General features: G+C 37.5%; 19 protein-coding genes. 15 read left to right on the forward strand and 4 right to left on the reverse strand.

Annotated elements, in window-relative coordinates:
• Positions 1–52 precede the first annotated feature (52 nt).
• Entirely contained in the window at positions 53–682 is a 630-nt protein-coding gene (gene lexA, locus ABE099_RS05860) for a transcriptional repressor LexA (protein WP_210090615.1), read from the reverse strand.
• 274 nt (positions 683–956) lie between these two features.
• Between lexA and yneA the strand changes: the two genes are divergently transcribed.
• From yneA to ABE099_RS05930, 14 genes are all read left to right on the forward strand, one after another.
• On the forward strand, positions 957–1,340 hold the full coding sequence (gene yneA / locus ABE099_RS05865) for a cell division suppressor protein YneA (RefSeq protein WP_430028278.1): 384 nt from the start codon (positions 957–959) through the stop codon (positions 1,338–1,340).
• Between the two features lie 188 nt (positions 1,341–1,528).
• Positions 1,529–1,702, forward strand: a complete 174-nt coding sequence (locus tag ABE099_RS05870; protein WP_210090613.1) for a DUF896 domain-containing protein — start codon at positions 1,529–1,531, stop codon at positions 1,700–1,702.
• A gap of 26 nt (positions 1,703–1,728) precedes the next feature.
• Positions 1,729–2,262, forward strand: coding sequence for a hypothetical protein (locus ABE099_RS05875; RefSeq protein ID WP_430028280.1), 534 nt, complete (start codon positions 1,729–1,731; stop codon positions 2,260–2,262).
• 94 nt (positions 2,263–2,356) lie between these two features.
• Complete coding sequence (locus ABE099_RS05880; RefSeq protein WP_430028283.1) at positions 2,357–3,154, forward strand: HAD family hydrolase; 798 nt, start codon at positions 2,357–2,359, stop codon at positions 3,152–3,154.
• A 189-nt stretch (positions 3,155–3,343) separates the two neighbouring features.
• The gene (gene rnz / locus ABE099_RS05885) at positions 3,344–4,270 is read left to right on the forward strand and encodes a ribonuclease Z (protein ID WP_430028285.1); all 927 of its coding nucleotides are present in this window, start codon (positions 3,344–3,346) and stop codon (positions 4,268–4,270) included.
• Positions 4,271–4,540: 270 nt separating this feature from the next.
• Positions 4,541–5,329, forward strand: a complete 789-nt coding sequence (locus ABE099_RS05890) for a TIGR01457 family HAD-type hydrolase (protein ID WP_430028287.1) — start codon at positions 4,541–4,543, stop codon at positions 5,327–5,329.
• 18 nt (positions 5,330–5,347) lie between these two features.
• Entirely contained in the window at positions 5,348–6,163 is an 816-nt protein-coding gene (locus ABE099_RS05895) for an Fpg/Nei family DNA glycosylase (protein ID WP_430028289.1), read from the forward strand.
• Positions 6,153–7,022: a deoxyribonuclease IV gene (locus tag ABE099_RS05900; protein WP_430028291.1), complete on the forward strand. Its 870-nt coding sequence runs from the start codon at positions 6,153–6,155 to the stop codon at positions 7,020–7,022. Before ABE099_RS05895 ends, ABE099_RS05900 begins: the two co-directional genes overlap by 11 nt.
• Positions 7,023–7,060: 38 nt before the next feature.
• Positions 7,061–7,384 (forward strand): cyclic-phosphate processing receiver domain-containing protein, encoded by a 324-nt coding sequence (locus ABE099_RS05905; RefSeq protein ID WP_430028294.1) that lies wholly within the window; start codon positions 7,061–7,063, stop codon positions 7,382–7,384.
• Between the two features lie 17 nt (positions 7,385–7,401).
• Entirely contained in the window at positions 7,402–8,469 is a 1,068-nt protein-coding gene (locus tag ABE099_RS05910) for an SAM-dependent methyltransferase (protein WP_430028296.1), read from the forward strand.
• A 196-nt stretch (positions 8,470–8,665) separates the two neighbouring features.
• On the forward strand, positions 8,666–10,168 hold the full coding sequence (locus ABE099_RS05915) for a protein kinase domain-containing protein (protein ID WP_430028298.1): 1,503 nt from the start codon (positions 8,666–8,668) through the stop codon (positions 10,166–10,168).
• 1 nt (position 10,169) lies between these two features.
• Positions 10,170–10,883, forward strand: coding sequence for a hypothetical protein (locus ABE099_RS05920; protein ID WP_430028300.1), 714 nt, complete (start codon positions 10,170–10,172; stop codon positions 10,881–10,883).
• A gap of 155 nt (positions 10,884–11,038) precedes the next feature.
• A complete protein-coding gene (locus ABE099_RS05925; RefSeq protein ID WP_430028302.1) occupies positions 11,039–12,586 on the forward strand; it encodes an ABC-F family ATP-binding cassette domain-containing protein in 1,548 nt (515 codons plus the stop codon).
• Positions 12,587–12,693: 107 nt separating this feature from the next.
• Complete coding sequence (locus ABE099_RS05930; protein ID WP_430028304.1) at positions 12,694–13,371, forward strand: winged helix-turn-helix domain-containing protein; 678 nt, start codon at positions 12,694–12,696, stop codon at positions 13,369–13,371.
• 68 nt (positions 13,372–13,439) lie between these two features.
• Here the strand turns inward: ABE099_RS05930 and ABE099_RS05935 are convergent, their stop codons facing one another.
• From ABE099_RS05935 to ABE099_RS05945, 3 genes are all read right to left on the reverse strand, one after another.
• Positions 13,440–14,003, reverse strand: coding sequence for a C40 family peptidase (locus ABE099_RS05935; RefSeq protein ID WP_430028306.1), 564 nt, complete (start codon positions 14,001–14,003; stop codon positions 13,440–13,442).
• Positions 14,004–14,264: 261 nt separating this feature from the next.
• Positions 14,265–14,906: a thiamine diphosphokinase gene (locus ABE099_RS05940; protein ID WP_430028308.1), complete on the reverse strand. Its 642-nt coding sequence runs from the start codon at positions 14,904–14,906 to the stop codon at positions 14,265–14,267.
• A 280-nt stretch (positions 14,907–15,186) separates the two neighbouring features.
• The gene (locus tag ABE099_RS05945; RefSeq protein WP_430028310.1) at positions 15,187–15,915 is read right to left on the reverse strand and encodes an alpha/beta hydrolase; all 729 of its coding nucleotides are present in this window, start codon (positions 15,913–15,915) and stop codon (positions 15,187–15,189) included.
• A 266-nt stretch (positions 15,916–16,181) separates the two neighbouring features.
• Between ABE099_RS05945 and pdhA the strand changes: the two genes are divergently transcribed.
• Complete coding sequence (gene pdhA, locus ABE099_RS05950) at positions 16,182–17,249, forward strand: pyruvate dehydrogenase (acetyl-transferring) E1 component subunit alpha (protein ID WP_210090598.1); 1,068 nt, start codon at positions 16,182–16,184, stop codon at positions 17,247–17,249.
• Positions 17,250–17,296: the final 47 nt, after the last annotated feature.

The following is a 17,296-nucleotide window of genomic DNA, read 5'->3' on the forward strand; positions in this document are numbered from 1 at the left end:
TAAGAAAATATGACAAAATGAATACCTTACTAATAACTAACTTTAACTAAAATTAGTGCAAGTCGCGGAACAAACCAATAACCTTACCTAAAATACTTACATTTTTCAATAAAATTGGGCTCATATCAGGATTTTCTGGCTGTAATCTAATATGATCACGTTCTTTATAAAATGTTTTTACTGTAGCTTCATCTTCTTCTGTCATCGCAACAACAATGTCACCATTTTCAGCAGTATGCTGCTGTCTAACAATGACGTAATCCCCATTATGAATTCCAGCCTCAATCATACTATTTCCCATTACAGACAACATGAAAACTTGTCCTTCTCCACTATAATGCTGAGGCAGCGGAAAATAATCTTCAATATTTTCAGTAGCTAAAATAGGAACACCTGCAGTAACCTTACCAATGACTGGAACACGCGTCACAGTATGGGCAAATAAACTTACATCATGATCCCCATCTTCTTGAGCAAGTAGCTCAATCGCTCTTGGTTTAGTTGGATCCCGACGAATAAAACCTTTTTTCTCTAGACGATCCAAATGACCATGAACAGTTGAACTAGAAGCCAAACCTACAGCTTCACCAATTTCTCGAACAGAGGGAGGATAACCCTTTAACCGAACTTCACTACGTATAAATTCAAGAATAGCCTGTTGACGGCTAGAAACCTTTGACACAATAATCAACCCCATCTAAATAACGTATTAGTAAAATTATAACATGGAACCCTCGTTCGCACAAACATAAGTTCTATATAAAAACACTGTTGTTATAGGCTTTTTTGGTTTTTTGAGTAGAGAGAGGAGAAAAACCAGTTATTCTATACGTGAAAAAGCATGCGAAAAAATAAGAATATTTGTTCGTAAAAAGTATTGAAGCAAACAAGTGTTCGTGATATAGTATAGAAAAACAGGAACGTTCGTTCGATTCATTCAAAAAAGAGGTGCGATCATGTTAAAATATAGTTCATATCAAAGCATTTATACTTTGCCTGCTTCACAGGACAATTCCACAACTAAGATTTCAAACTTTGCTACAAAGCTAAGTAAAATCAAGAGATTTAAAAGAATGTGGCGGGTTCTGGGGATAACAATCCTATTTATGTTAATCTGCACTGTAGCAGTGAAGGCATTCGAGTCACCTGATAGGGCTAATAATATAGAAAAAGAGATGGTGATCATACAAGCGGGTGACACTTTGTGGCAGCTTGCGACACAATACAAGCCAGAGAAATGGGATACAAGAGCATTTATTCAGGTCATTCAAGAGGCAAATAATATGAAAAATAGTGTTATACATGCAGGTGAGGTTATTGCTATACCGATATTGGACTAAATTTGACAGAATAAGTTCAATCTAAGAATTGTATTTAATGTTATGAAATGCATAAAAAATAATGAAGTTTAATGAGCTTGGGCAGTATAGGTGAAGTTGCCTTGACAAGCTCTTTTAGTCGTGTCAAAGTAAAGGATGAGCGTCTTAAATTGTTGTGAAGTGCTAAAGATAAGTTACAGGAGGAAATTATGGATATTGATGCTTTGGTAGAACGAATTAATCAGCTTGCTCGTAAGCAAAAAGAGTCGGGATTAAATGAAGAGGAACTATTGGAAAGAGCTAAATTACGTGAAATTTATTTACAAAATATTCGTAAAAATTTCAGACAGCAGCTTGAATCCATTGAGGTAGTTGATAAATAAAACAAAGTTTTGTAGGAGGAAAATGAATGGGGTCATTTGATAGGAAGGTAGAACGGAATCAAGTTCGTTTGAAGAAAAAAGGAATTAATGTGACTACAAATCGTGGCTCTGGCGGCGGTGGAGGTACGATGATTGGCTCTCGTGGTGATGGCGAGGTATTTAAAGGAAGAAAAATTATTCTACCCGTCACTTTGAGTTTAATTGCGATTTTATACGGAGGCTTAGGGATAGCTACAAAAGCAACAGGGGCAGACACTGCAATTTTCTGGATTACAATTGTTTTGTATTTGCTCTTGTCACTTGTTATCTTTTTAAGAAAACCATATCTTCGTATTTACAAAAACTTCTTATATACTTCACGTTTTAATCGTGACTTAATGGTGGATGCCGCAAATATTGATAAAATTATCATTAGAAAAGACCAGATTGTTGTTGTGCCTAAGGGCAGAGGATCAAAATGGACGTTTAACCGCATCCGTAATCGTTTTGATGTTGCAGCCATGGCAGCTAGTTTAGAGAAGTTTGGATACACTCATCAAGTTAAAGTTGTAAAAGAATAGTTTTTATTTTGAAAATTTTAAAGAAAATAGAAAATTTAGAAGATAGAAATATTTATATGTAAGATACGAGATAATTTGGGGAGGAAGATGTGTTGTGACGATTAAGGCTGTATGTTTTGACTTAGATGATACTTTATTATGGGACGATAAAAGTGTAACGGAAGCCTTTGAAGCAACATGTCAAGCTGCACACCGGGAAGCAAACGTTGATGAAGCGCAGCTAGAAGCCGCAGTTCGTAAAGAAGCTAGAGCGCTATATGCTACATATGAACCCTTTGCTTTTACAAAGATGATAGGGATTAATCCTTTTGAAGCTTTATGGGGGAATTTTTCAGCAGGAGAGCAGCCTGAATTTCGTCAATTGGAGCAGTTAGCCCCAATTTATCGTGAGGAATCATGGCATCGTGGTCTTAAAGCTTGTGGTGTGGATAATAGAGAGCTAGCTCGTAAGCTTGCAGATCAATTTGGTATTGAACGTCGCAAGCGCCCTTACGTATATGATAATGAAACGTTTAAAGTTTTAGATGAATTAAAAGGCAAATATAAATTATTGCTTTTAACAAATGGTTGTCCTTCATTGCAACAAGAAAAAATAGATGGTGTGCCTGAGTTAACACCTTATTTTGATCACATCATTATTTCGGGTACATTCGGAAAAGGAAAACCAGACTCCTCCATCTTCCATCACGCACTTGAGCTGTTAGATGTAAAACCAGAAGAAGCGCTTATGGTTGGTGACAAATTAACGACCGATGTAAAAGGTTCTCTTAGCGTTGGAATGCATGCAGTGTGGGTGAACCGTACTGGACATATCCGCAATGATGAAATTGTACCAAATTACGAAATTAAACATTTATCAGAATTGCATGATATTATTGCAGACAATGCTTAAATCTAGGCTGATGCAATAACAAAAGAAAGCTCCTTTTGATCCTTAAATGGATTGAAGGGAGCTTGATTGTTTTGCTGTGCTTTTATATTGCTCTCCATTCTGATAAACTAAAGCGTGAACGTTTTGAAGTCTAGATCATGAATGGTAAATTATCTGTTACAGAATGTTGACTAAAAAGGATGATAGTTCATGGAACTTTATTTTTTAGGTACAAATGCAGGAGTCCCTTCACTTGAACGTAATGTTACTTCTGTGGCGCTACGTTTGCTTGAAGAAAGACGCTCGTTTTGGTTAATTGATTGTGGAGAAGCGACACAACATCAAATTTTACGTTCGCCATTAAAGCTGAGTAAGCTTGAAAAAATATTTGTAACTCATTTGCATGGAGATCACATTTTTGGGTTACCTGGGCTTATTTCGAGTCGTGCCTATCAAGGTGGTGATACGCCTTTACAAATATATGGTCCACATGGCTTAAAAGCTTTTATTGAAAATGCACTTGAAATTAGTCAATCTCATATAAACTATGAGCTTGAAATTATAGAGCATGATGGTGGGACCATTTTTGAGGATGACCGTTTTTATGTTGAATCAGCCCTGCTGGATCATCGGATTGCTAGTTATGGTTACCGTTTTGTAGAAAAGGATCAACCGGGTAAGTTAAATATGACATATTTAGATTCTTTAGGGATTAAGCCTGGGCCCCAGTATGGTCAGTTAAAACGTGGAGAATGTGTGACCTCAATAGATGGTACTATTGTTAAGCCAAGCGATGTTTTAGGTGAACCTAAAAAGGGACGTATTGTAACGGTATTAGGGGATACAAGACCTTGTGCTGGAGTAGCGACATTAGCGAAGGGCGCAGATGTATTAGTGCATGAAGCTACCTTTTTACATGAGCTTGCTTCAACTGCTCACACTTATTATCACAGCACTGCCACACAGGCGGCACAAGCTGCAAAAGAGGCAGGCGTTAAAGTTCTATACATGACACATTTCAGCTCAAGATATAAATCTGAAGAGCAATTACAAGCTTTAGCCACAGAGGCACAGCACACCTTTCCCGCTTCTCAATTGGCACAAGAACATGTCTTGTACCCAATTGATCGTACCTAACAACTGCTGAAGCTATCTCATAATTATAGCTCGCTGTTGTTGTAAATAGTGGTTGATAAATACCCGAATTAGTGAAGAACCCTCTATTTCGTAGCAACCATCAACATCTTGGCAACTATTATTGCTGATTTTGAGCTATAATTATTACCCTAATTATTTTCCGGGAAAGCGCAGGAAATGACACTGTTCTTGTACATGCTTCGATGGTGTTCGACGCAAAATAGACAAAATTAAATAGTACTGTTATAGGCTACATAAGGGGGGATTGCCTTGGCAAGCTGGAATGCCTTTTTAATTGATTTAGATGGAACTTTATATCATGGGAGTCGTATTATACCTCATGCGGAGCAATTGATTCATGAGCTTAATCATTGGGGTAAGCCTTATTTATTTGTTACAAATAACTCCTCACGCACACCAGCGGAAGTTGCATTACATTTACGTGAAATGGGTATCCCTGCCTTACAGGAACAAGTTTGTACCTCTGCAGTAGCGGCTGCGGATTATATTAAGCGAACGAAGCCCGCTGCTACAGTTGCGCCTATAGGTGAGCAGGGGCTATTGACCGCCTTGCACGAGGCAAATGTATCGATAGAATGGGAAAAGCCAGATATAGTTGTTCAAGGCATTGATCGTTCTTTTACATATGAAACGTTAAGCAAAGCAATGAACTGGATCGCCAACGGAGCTGACTTTATTTTGACAAATCCAGACCTGATGTTGCCTACGAAGGAAGGTTTTGCGCCTGGGGCGGGTACACTTGGAGCAGCCATTGAAGCAGCTACAGGGAAAAAACCAACAATAATTGGAAAACCCTCTCGCATATTAATGGAGTATGCAATTCATAAGCTACAGCTCCCAAATGAACAAATAGCAGTAATTGGTGACAATATGCTAACAGATATTTCAGCGGGTGCTAATGTAGGATGTGGCACCATATTAACATTAACAGGGGTTACAAATGTCAAAAATTTGGAATCCTTTGAACAAAGGACAAATTTAAAAGCAGATGTGATATGCAACGACCTTACCGAAGTGATTGATTTAATTAGACAGTGAATGAAAGGATAGATAAACATGCCAGAACTACCAGAAATGGAAAATTATAAAATACAGCTTTCTCAACACATTTTAGATAAAAAAATTACAAAAGTAGTTGTAAATAGACCCAAATCCATAAATACAAGTGTAGAGCAATTTGAGGCAGAGCTTCAAGATAGACATGTCATTTTCATAGAACGACGTGCGAAGCATTTAATTTTTCACCTAGATAACGGTAGACGTTTAGTGCTTCATCTTATGTTAGGTGGATTGCTATATTTGGGTTCAGACGAGGATCGCCTTGATCGAACGACACAAATTGAAATCTCCTTTGGTGAAAAAGTGTTGTTCTTTATTGGGCTTCGACTTGGTTATTTGCATTTGTTAACGGCGAAGGAAATTGATGAAAGGTTTGGTCATTTAGGGCCCGAGCCACTACATTCAAAAATGACAGAAGCTAAATTTATTGAGCTAATTTCATCACGTAAAGGAAGCATTAAAACAACGTTAACGAATCAAGACGTAATCGCCGGGATTGGCAACTGCTATGTTGATGAGATAGCTTATGAGGCAAAGCTTAGACCAAGCGTAAAAATTCAAAATTTAAATGAGGAAGATTTACGCGAGCTATACCATGCAATGCGAAAAGTATTGATTACAGCAACACAAGCAGGAGGATACATGGAGTCTCCGCTTATGCAAGGCGATACTTTAACAGGTGGTTCTAATGATTTGTGTGTTGTTTATGATGAGGAGGGCAGTGTATGTCCACGTTGTGGAGATACCATTGTAAAGGGAGAAATTAACGGTAAAAAAATGTTTTATAGTCCTGGCTGCCAGCATGAAAAATAATGTACCTCTGTACGTAGGAGGTCATCACAGTATTCGGACTGGATTCGCAGGTGCAGCATTAACTGCGATGAAGCAGGGAGGGAACTGCTATCAGTTTTTTTCAAAAAATCCAAGAAGTCTTACTGTAAAAGATTTTGACAAAGCTGAGGCCACAAAATGCAAAAAAATATGTAGAGAGAATGACATTCTCTCTGTTATTCATACACCATATCCAAGTAATTTAGCGGTAGAGGCAAAAGCTTCGGATGACCAGTTTGATCGTACCATTGCTTCGTTAAAAAATGATTTGGAAATTAGTGAGGCGTGTGGGTCAATTGGAATAATTGTTCATTTTGGCATTTATAAGGGAATTAATCTCTTGCAAGGATACCAAAATATTATACAATGTATAAATAAAGTGCTTTCAAACTGGCAGGGCAAGTCTATGCTTTTACTGGAAAATCAAGCAGGTGATCATGGAGACATGGGAATCACCATTGAAGAATTAACTAAAATTCGTAGTTTATGTGAGAAACCCGAATATGTTGGGTTTTGCCTGGATACATGTCATGCATTTGCATCAGGAATGTGGGTTGGGGATCAGGATAATAACTTTGTCCAAAAGGCTCAAGAGTATAACTTTTGGGCGGATGTCAAGTGTATTCATTTTAACGACTCGCAATACCCTGCTCTGTCCCGTAAGGATCGACATGCAAGACCAGGAGAGGGTTTTGTTGGTGAGAAAGGCTTTGAATACTTTTTATCCATTCCTGAGGTGCGAACTAAGCCAATGATTATCGAGAGCAGAACTGGAAGAGATGGAACATATAGAGAAGATATTGAAAAGGTTAGACGCTGGGGAGAGCGACAAAACTGTTAATACCGCGGAAGGGAAGATCTTAATTGATTCATTTGTATATGGATGATTTACGACGATGTCCTAAAGGCTTTACTTTAGTTAGATCGGTAGAGGAATGCTTGCAGGTACTTCGTGAGGTTGAGGTTGATATATTATCTTTAGACTATGATATGGGACCAGGAGAGCCAACAGGGAGTGAAGTAGTATCGGGCATGGTACGAGAGGGACTTTATGCAAATGAAATTTTTCTGCACACGTCCAGCATGTATGGGAAAAGAAAGATGTACGAAATGTTATATCAAAATAAGCCAGAGCATGTTACCTTGCATGACGGTCCAATTCCTTTTTCTCGTTTGGACGATATTGCAAAAGAAGCAAAATAGAAGTTGGGGGTTAAATTTTGAATCAACTAGAAAATGAAGTCATAGATGAGTCAGCATTTTCGAAATTAATATGCACATCTAACCATGGCTTTGCTCCATATGCGCAGGAAGAACTACATCGTTTATTTGGTTCTGTTAAATCAAAAATGCTTATTCCTGGGGAAGTCATGTTAGTAAGCCTACAGCATGAACTTAAAGAGATCTACGCTGTTATGGAACGACAGGAGCCAATCTTTTTGCGTCATATGTTTGCTGTAAGTTGGGAATATGAGTATGACGAAATGTCAGGTGATGCTTGGTCATGGATAAGTGAGCTAAATCAATTTATTGCTTCGCATAGCTTTTTAAAAGAATCGAATATTGTAGTTCAGGTTCGTAAGTCTGCGCAGTCTGTATGGCAGGATAGCCCTGCAGAGCTTAAAACCATCATTCAGGATGGTTTAAGTGATTTGGCTGCACAATTTGTAGTCAAAGATGCGGATTATGTCATTTCAATATTTGCTGCTCAAAATGGGGTGTACGCTGGCGTTGAAGCAGTAGGGCATCAGTTGTCTGACTGGAATGGTGGAGCCATTCGTTTTCAAAAGGAAGAAGGGCAAGTATCGCGCGCTAAATTTAAGCTATTAGAGGCTGAGGTTAGCTTTGGTATACCGTTTTCCTCTTTTCACAATGCACTTGATATTGGCGCTGCACCTGGGGGCTGGACTTCTTTTTTACTAGAACGTGGATTAAAGGTTACAGCGGTTGATCCAGCTAAAATGGCCCCTTCTGTACTTGCTTCACCAAACCTGACTTATCTGAAAAAAAACGCAGATAGTGTAAAGTTTAACGAAGGACAATTTGATTTACTTGTGTGTGATATGAGTTGGAGTCCAAAAGGGACAGCAAAACTAGTCATTAACCTATTGGATGCACTTCAGCCTGGAGGTACAGCAATTGTCACAGTTAAGCTACTGCATAAAAAGCCAATGGCACTTATAAGTGAAATTATAAGCATGTTTCAGGACGCAAGACTCCAAGTCCAGCGTGCCAAACAGCTAGCACACAATCGGGATGAAATTACTTTATACATGATTAAATATTAATGTCATTAATTAAAATTATGCTTGAAAGCATGTTGACAGTTGGATTATATTAACATATACTAAGTTCAAATTAAAACATAAAAATAAACTTAGCAGGGAAAGCATCCCATGCAATTATTTATTTGGTAGTGAACCAAATGAATAGTTGGATGCGGAGCTTTCCCTTTTTTTGTTGTCTTATATAGGGGGTGAATCGTTGAAGTTTATACCACAGCTTGCTTCAGGAGACGTTGTAGGAGGCAGATACCAGATCTTGAAGGTTATTGGTGTAGGTGGAATGAGCAGAGTGTATTTAGCTGATGATTTGAAGCTAGTAGGTAAACGATGGGCGATTAAGGAAAGTGGTGTGAGTGATGACATGGGCAGGGCACTTGAAGAGGAGGCTTCGTTGTTAATCAAACTAAGTCATCCTAGGTTGCCAAGAATTGTTGATTTTTTGTGGTCTAATGAAAGACAGTACTGTTATTTAGTTATGGACTATATTCAGGGCATACATTTAGATCAATATGTAAAAGAAAAAGACAAACCCATATCTGTAAAGCAATTAGCTCTTATTGGATTAAAAACAGGGGAAGGCTTGCATTATTTGCATAGTCAGGATCCACCCATTATACATCGGGATATTAAACCCTCTAATTTGTTAATAGATGAAGATGAGGAGGTCCGTTTTGTAGACTTTGGAATTGCTCGCAGCTATAAACAAGATCAAGCAAGTGATACGGTGAAGCTAGGGACTGTTGGATTTGCCGCTCCAGAACAATTTGTAGGAACTCAAAGTGATGGTAGAGCTGATCTATATTCCTTAGGTGCGGTATTGCTATTTTTAGGTACAGGCTGTAAACATAGTGAACTAACACAGGATGCGGAGGAGCTATTCTCAAAACGAGGCTATAGTCTGTTGTTGCCTATTGTTCATACTTTGATGCAGTCTAACCCAGAGGATCGTTATCCCTCGGCAGATATGCTGATTCAGTTGTTACGGAAAGCAGTATTGCAGCAAAAAGAAGAATTATCAAAAGAAGTAGTAGTAAAGGAAGGAAAAACTAATCTTATTACTGTAAGTGGTGTTTCGCATGGAGTAGGTGTTACACATACTGCGATTACGATTGCACATTCACTTGCAAAACTGAGATATCGTGTTGCTATTATTGAGCTTGACCCAGCTTCAACAGCATTTGAACGTATATTTTCAATTGTAGAAGGTTTTGAATTTCCAGAATCCAGCAACGCTTTAGAAATACAAATTAATCGTGTCTTTTATTTCAAACAACCTACTAGAGCCCAGTATATTGGACTATTGGCACAAAATTATGATTATGTTGTTTGTGATCTTGGTACAAGTAATAATCCATATTTACAAGAAGAGTTTATGCGAGCAGATATCGCGTTTATTGTCGCGGGCGCGGCAGAGTGGCGTAGAACTGACGTAATGAAATTTATGGAGACGCATTCAGTGATGCTGAAGCGTGATTGGATATGTGTTGTCCCCTTTGCTCCAGTACAGGAAGTCAAGGAGATGAGGCGACAAATTAAAAGTTTAATACAGCCCCTACCTTTAGATTTAGACCCATTTGAGCCTGGAGAGGAAATGAAGACAGTGATCATAGATCTTCTTCAACAATGGCTAATACCTAAACGCAGGATAATCCCCTCAATTGCTTTGTGGTGGAAAAAGAAATGGATAAAAGGAGACGACTAAGTTGAAACGTTTTATTTTTGCAGGTATAAGCGATAAGCATGAATTTCTGCTTTATTTGAGTAAAATATTGTCCTCAGCTAATAAAAAGGTATTGTTAGCAGATGCTACTATGTCCGGTAAATACGGCTATTGTATTGGGAGTACTGAGTGCAAGCTAAGATTAACACCATTTTGTGGTTTTGATGTAGCAGCAGGCTTTAAGAATGAACGTGAACTGGAAAAGGAAATATTTGAATTAGGTGGCTTAGCTGGTGCTTATGATTATTTATTAATAGATATTAATGATCTCCACTGTGGTTGTTACGAAGCTTGGTATTCTGCAGATGCCATTGTTTGGATGACAACGTTTGATCGTTACGATATTGAGCAAAGTAAGCAATGGTTCCAGAAGCTATTTAAAAAGTGGCCTGATTTAAAAGGAATTACTGTAAAGCCTGTCTATATTCAAGCTGTTGATAGCCATTTAAGTCATGAATATATGATGAACTTGATGGAGGATCTTGCGATCTCTTGGGATCCTGAGCCTATTATTGTCCCGTGGAATGAGACGAATATAGCGCTTCAGCTTGAAAATACACATACCCAAGATTTGAAAATGCAACCGATCACTCGTGCTTATAAAAGAGGATTAGTGTCCATAATAGAGTATCTAGTGGGTTGGAATACAAGGGCAACTAGACGAGTTTTACGCGTAGCGGAAAGAAAAGAAGCATAAATAATTCAAAAACAATACTATTTTTTAGAGATTTTAAATCATGTTCAAAGATTTATTTCGGAGAGGTTCAAAAAACCCTTCATATTATGCTAAAATAGGTTGTTGAATACGCGTAAATGACTTATTTCGACTAAGAGAGGGTTTTTGTAAAGGATATGAGCTTACTAAGTGTAGAAAATGTCTCCCACAATTTTGGGGATCGTACATTATTTAAAAATGTTTCTTTTCGTCTATTAGATGGCGAACATGTTGGACTAGTTGGGGCAAACGGGGTAGGTAAGTCTACTCTTATGAATATTCTCACAGGTCAGTTGCTAAAGGATCAAGGTAAAGTAGAATGGACACCAAGAATTAGATATGGTTATTTGGATCAGCATACGAAGTTAACACCAGGCAAAACGGTTCGTGATGTTCTTAAAGATGCTTTCTTGCCCTTGCTAGAGCTTGAAAAGGAAATGATGGAAATTACGAATAAAATGGCTGATGCATCACCCGATGAGTTAGAGGAACTACTGAACCAAATGGGTGATATTCAGGAGCAGCTAGACATCGGAGATTTTTATTTAATTGATGTTAAGGTAGAGGAAATGGCAAATGGGCTTGGCTTGTCAGCGATTGGTTTAGAACGTGACGTAGCTTCCTTAAGTGGGGGACAACGTACAAAAGTACTGCTAGCCAAGCTGTTGCTTGAGAAGCCAACGGTATTACTATTAGATGAGCCTACCAACTATTTGGATGTCGAGCATATTCAATGGTTAACTAACTATTTGCAAAACTACCCGTATGCATTTATTTTGATTTCTCACGATACGGAGTTTATGAATCAAGTTGTAAATGTAATTTATCATTTAGAGTTTGCAAAGCTAACTCGTTATTCAGCAAATTATAACAAATTCCTTGAAATGGCTGATATGAATAAAAATCAACATATTGATGCTTATGAAAAGCAAAAGGAATTTATTAAAAAGCAAGAGGATTTTATAGCGCGAAATAAAGCACGTTACTCTACATCGGGGCGAGCAAAAAGCCGTGAAAAGCAGCTGGATCGTCTAGAACGTATCGATCGCCCAGAAGAGGCAGCAAAACCGGTATTTGGTTTTAAAGAAGCGAGAGCTAGTGGTAAAACTGTATTTGAAGGTGTTGATTTTGAGATAGGTTATGATTATGCTTTATTGCCTAAGATGAGTGTTACTATTGAACGTGGCGAAAAGATTGCTATCGTTGGCTGTAACGGTGTTGGTAAATCTACGTTGCTAAAAACGATTTTAGGCAAAATAAGCCCGTTTAGTGGAAAAACATATCAAGGTGACTTTTTAGAGCCTGCTTACTTTGAACAAGAGGTAGTTGCAGGTAATGGTACACCAATTGATAGCGTTTGGAATGAATTCCCTCACTTAAACCAACATGAGGTTCGTGCTCATCTTGCACGTTGTGGACTCAAAAATGAACACATTACTAGACAGTTACGAGCGTTAAGTGGTGGCGAACAAGCTAAAGTTAGATTATGTAAGCTTATGATGAGAGAAACGAACTGGATTTTATTTGATGAACCTACTAATCACCTAGATGTGCATGCAAAAGAAGAGCTTAAGCGTGCCCTTAAAGAATTTAAAGGTACTGTATTACTGGTATCACATGAACCTGATTTTTATGAGGATTGGGTAACCAAGGTTTGGGATGTTGAGGCTTGGTCAGCTCAATGATCTAATAAAACCATTCTTCATCCATAAATATAAATGGAAGGAGAATGGTTTTTCTATATATGGAGAATTCTAAGCATACGATTGTTCAGATTACAGGGGGATTATCCATGGAAAAGCAGATTGTTTGGTGGGTAGAGGAAAAATCGCAGGAGCAGGAGGAATGGCGACAAAGGTTAAACGAAGCAGGTTTTGAGCTTCATTACTATTCTTATGAAGAGCTAATATATATGTTACAGGATCGCTTATTTCCTAAGCTTGTTATTTTCCATGTAGCAGTCGTTGATGACCGAACATTAGATTGGGTTAAGTATGTTCGTTCAAGTCGAATGTTTCCACTCATTGCCATTAACGCCTACGGTGGCAGTCAGGAAAACGTATTGTTGTTTGAGCATGGTGCTAATGATGTAGTCGGAAACAATATTGCTATTGATGAAATGATTGCTCGCATTCATAATCTTATTGCGTTGTTTGAGTTATCCCAGAAAAATGTGAATGAAATTAGGTATGAAGATTTATTGGTTCAAATCCATAGTCATCGCGTTTACCGAAACGGTGAGATGATTAGATTAACCCCAAAGGAATTTGAATTGTTATTGTACATGGCCCAAAGAATAAATACAGTATGTAATCGAGATGCGATTTTACAGGATATCTGGGGGCACGAATTTTTAATTGATACCAACGTTGTAGATGTTTACATCCGGCATTTAAGAAAAAAAATAGATAGCGGAAGAAAAAGAAAACTGATTCATACTGTAAGAGGGGTAGGGTATATGCTGCAATAAAAAGACGCCACAATAAATGAAAATTCATTTATGGGCGCCCTTCAATTAATTAATTTAAAATTCAAATACTATAATACACGACGAGCTTTTAAATATGTTCTTTTCCAATTTCCAGAATTAAGATCAGACAAAGTTACACCGGGAGAACCATAGGTATGAAGAACTTTACCATTACCCGCGTATACACCAACGTGAGTTACATTTTTACCGTTTGCTCTACTACCACTTGAGAAAAATAACAAGTCTCCAACTTGAAGATTTGCCTTAGAAACAGCTTTTCCTACTTTGGATTGTGCTACAGATGTACGTGGTAATGTAATTCCATACTTTTTGAAAATATACTTAGTAAAAGAAGAGCAGTCGAATACTCTAGTTGTTGTTGTTGAAGCGCCAAATTTATATGGTGTTCCCATAAATTTTTTACCATAGCTAATAATTTGAGATCCTTTTGATGCTGCTGTGATATCAGCAGTAAAATCAGCAGTAATGTCATTAGTGATATTAGCATTAATGTTGCTTGCTGTTGGGGAAACTTCCGCAGCAGATGCTCCAGTTGCGAGTAGAGTGCTGAATCCGATGGTTGACACAATGCCTACCGTTAATACCTTTTGGAATATGTTATGCTTTTTCATGTTGTTACCTCCAAAATACTAGTTTGTTTGATAGGTTCGAACAAAAGTATAACAGGTTTGAGACAACCTATATTTTGGAAGTAATGCTATACTACTTACAGCGCTTGGTTTTGAGGCCTTTTATTAAAAAACGATTAAAGTTTACAGAAAATTAATAATATGAGGTGATTTTAAACGGGGAAATAGAAAAAAACCTTATTGCAATAAGGTTTTTTGATAAAATAACTATTTTGATTTTAGTTACAACATTGTAACTAATTTTTAATCTTTACTTTGAATAATGAGTAGTAAGCCGCTATCTATATGTACTGTACCTGATTGTCCGATAAGCTTGTTGCTAACACCTAAAGAATGCCCCATTTTTAAGGTTGCTTGATCTAAAGGATACATAAATCCTTCTAATGTTATACCGGTTACCTGTGGCGTCAATGGAAGTAGTGAGACATAGCTGAATCCGCGTGCCTCAACCGTACAAGAGGAGCCGATTAAAGTAATATAATTATTTTTATCTACAATATATGTTTTGATTTGATGTTGTAACCCTTTTGACATCATTTGAATGTTTGCGAAGGTTTGATCAAGTCTTGTTCCAGTTGCGCCAACTAAAATAATTTCCTTTGGCTGTTTTTCAACCGCAAGCTCATAAGCTAATTCAGTATCTGTTAAGTCCTTATTAATGGCGTCACATGTCATCATCTCTATGCTATGTGATTTGATTTTTTGCATTTCCTGCTCTGTCACTGAATCAAAATCCCCGATGGCGAGATTAGGCTCAATATTATGCTCTACTAGAAACAAAGCACCACGGTCTGCACCAATAATAAAATCCTCTTCGCAAATCTCTTCTAATAAATGCTCATCAATATTACCACCTGCAAAAATAAAAACACGTTTAGTTGACATAGCTTTACTTCCTTTCAGTAGGGATACCCAAAAGCTATTTTGTTTATATTAGCTTACCCAAGTATAATTCAGAATTTCTAGTTGCACAATTTGATTCTGGGATAATACAATAGATTTAAGTGAAAAGAATAAAAGAATAGGGCTGCGAACATAATTGGTTCCAAAAACAAGAAAAATATGACTTTTTGACGGAAAATGTAAGCGCGATCAAAGAGAGAAGTAATCAATTTAGTAGCAGCCTATTTTTTGAAAAAATTCACCATCGGTTAATTAGATCTAATTACATAAGAAAATGTTTTATTGCATCAGGAAGCTCTAGTTGCCAAAATCCCCATAAGTGCTTACCGTCTTTTTCGTAATAATGAACCTTTGCACCACGCTCTTCTAATAATGATTTGGCTTGTCGATTAAGCTCTACAAAATTATAGGTACCTGTATCTGTAGTGTAATTGTCTTCCTGTAACCCAACAATCATAAATAAAGAAAGGTGAGAAAGGTTCTTTTCTGCTGCTAAAAGCTCAAGAGAAGCACCATAGTAAGCACCAGACAAGCTAATTATTTTTGAAAAGGTATGAGGATATTTCATTGCTAAATGTAAAGATACTGTTGCACCTAGTGAATCACCAGCAAGTATTCGCTCAGAAGCTTCTTGTCTTACAGGATAATTACGTTCTACAAAGGGTATAATTTCATCAACAAAACAAGACGTATACGCCTCAAAGCGTTCCCCAAATGGAGCGTATTCTGAGGTGCGAACTTTGGTATCTACTTCAACACCTACAATAATAAAGGGTTCAATGTCTTCATCTAATATGAGGTGATTTGCAATAGTTGCAATGCGACCAAAGTTGAAAAATTCTTCGCCATCCTGACAATAGATGACGGGATAGCTGAGAATTTCATTATAGCCGGGGGGGAGATAGATTCTTAATGTACGTTTTTCGCCTAAATTCTCGCTGTCAATGATTTCTTTTATAATTGTTCGTTTTAAATAACGCTGTTCTGTCATAGTTAAAACTCCCTTATAGAAATATTATAATTTACAACCATTCGCTTTTTAGTGCTGATATTAAGCCTGTATATGTCAATCATACAGTATCTATTCATGTAACTGCAATAAAACTGTTATATAACTTACGATCTACTGTTACATATACAAAATAAAAAATGTTGGGGGAATATTGCTATTTCCTTTGACTTATTCGGTGAAACAGTTGTATAATAATTCTATAACAGAGACATTGAATTATCAAATATTTTGTCGAGGTGAATATAATGAGCAAAATTCCTTATGAAGTATATACGGAGGAAGTTGAAGCATTAACCGTACTTTCGCCAGATGGCGAAATTGTGAACAAAGATAAAGTACCTAATCTTTCCGATGATCAATTAAAAGAACTTATTTATCGTATGATTTTTACCCGTACTTGGGATGAACGCGCAATTAACTTAGGTCGTCAAGGACGTCTTGGTTTCTACGCACCAGTTTCTGGACAAGAAGCAACAATGGTAGGTAGTGAGTTCGCTTTAGATAAAGAAGATTTTATTTGCCCAGGCTATCGCGATATGCCTCAATTAGTATGGCATGGTCTTCCGCTTTACCAAGCTTTCTTATATTCTCGTGGTCATCAACATGGTGGCGAAATTCCAGAAGGTGTTAACGTACTTATGCCACAGATTATTATCGGTGCACAAGTGCTTCACGCGATGGGAATTGCAATGGGCTACAAGTTGAAGAAACAAAAACATGTTGCAATTACTTACACAGGTGATGGTGGTTCTTCAGAAGGTGACTTCTACGAAGCACTTAACTACGCAGGTGTTTATAAATTACCAGTAATTTTCTTTGTACAAAATAATGGCTATGCAATTACAACTCCATTCTCAAAACAAACGGCTGCATTGTCAGTTGCTCATAAAGCAGTAGCTGCTGGTATTCGTGGCGTTAAGATTGATGGTATGGACGTATTTGCTGTAATTAGTGCTGTTCAAGAAGCTGCTGAACGCGGTCGTAATGGTGAAGGTGCTACATTAATTGAAGCAGTTACTTATCGTTACCGTCCACATTCCCTTTCTGATGATACTTCTAAGTACCGTACTAAAGAAGAAGAAGGCGAATGGAGCGAAAAGGACCCAATTAACCGTCTTGTTAAATATATGGAGAAAAAAGGTCTTTGGAGCGAAGAAGATACAGCTCGCGTAAAAGAAGAAGCAAAAGCAAAAGTAAATGAGCAAATTAAAAAAGCAGAGCAAACAGAGAAAATGACAATTTCTGGTTTGATTGATAGCATGTTTGAACATACACCTAAACATCTTGAAGAGCAAAAAGCAGATTTTCAATAAAAATTAAACAATCTGATTGTTCTTGAGAATAGAGGAGGAAATGAAGC

The organism is Paenibacillus turicensis (assembly GCF_050461185.1).
In the GTDB taxonomy this organism is placed as follows: domain Bacteria; phylum Bacillota; class Bacilli; order Paenibacillales; family Paenibacillaceae; genus Fontibacillus; species Fontibacillus turicensis_A.

What these genes read in the sequence shown, in the direction of transcription:
- yneA (WP_430028278.1), top strand. Translation starts at nt 957, where the DNA reads ATGTTAAAATATAGTTCATATCAAAGCATTTATACTTTGCCTGCTTCA.
- ABE099_RS05870 (WP_210090613.1), top strand. Translation starts at nt 1,529, where the DNA reads ATGGATATTGATGCTTTGGTAGAACGAATTAATCAGCTTGCTCGTAAG.
- ABE099_RS05875 (WP_430028280.1), top strand. Translation starts at nt 1,729, where the DNA reads ATGGGGTCATTTGATAGGAAGGTAGAACGGAATCAAGTTCGTTTGAAG.
- rnz (WP_430028285.1), top strand. Translation starts at nt 3,344, where the DNA reads ATGGAACTTTATTTTTTAGGTACAAATGCAGGAGTCCCTTCACTTGAA.
- ABE099_RS05895 (WP_430028289.1), top strand. Translation starts at nt 5,348, where the DNA reads ATGCCAGAACTACCAGAAATGGAAAATTATAAAATACAGCTTTCTCAA.
- ABE099_RS05900 (WP_430028291.1), top strand. Translation starts at nt 6,153, where the DNA reads ATGAAAAATAATGTACCTCTGTACGTAGGAGGTCATCACAGTATTCGG.
- ABE099_RS05905 (WP_430028294.1), top strand. Translation starts at nt 7,061, where the DNA reads ATGGATGATTTACGACGATGTCCTAAAGGCTTTACTTTAGTTAGATCG.
- ABE099_RS05925 (WP_430028302.1), top strand. Translation starts at nt 11,039, where the DNA reads ATGAGCTTACTAAGTGTAGAAAATGTCTCCCACAATTTTGGGGATCGT.
- ABE099_RS05930 (WP_430028304.1), top strand. Translation starts at nt 12,694, where the DNA reads ATGGAAAAGCAGATTGTTTGGTGGGTAGAGGAAAAATCGCAGGAGCAG.
- ABE099_RS05935 (WP_430028306.1), bottom strand. Translation starts at nt 14,003, where the DNA reads ATGAAAAAGCATAACATATTCCAAAAGGTATTAACGGTAGGCATTGTG.
- ABE099_RS05940 (WP_430028308.1), bottom strand. Translation starts at nt 14,906, where the DNA reads ATGTCAACTAAACGTGTTTTTATTTTTGCAGGTGGTAATATTGATGAG.
- ABE099_RS05945 (WP_430028310.1), bottom strand. Translation starts at nt 15,915, where the DNA reads ATGACAGAACAGCGTTATTTAAAACGAACAATTATAAAAGAAATCATT.
- pdhA (WP_210090598.1), top strand. Translation starts at nt 16,182, where the DNA reads ATGAGCAAAATTCCTTATGAAGTATATACGGAGGAAGTTGAAGCATTA.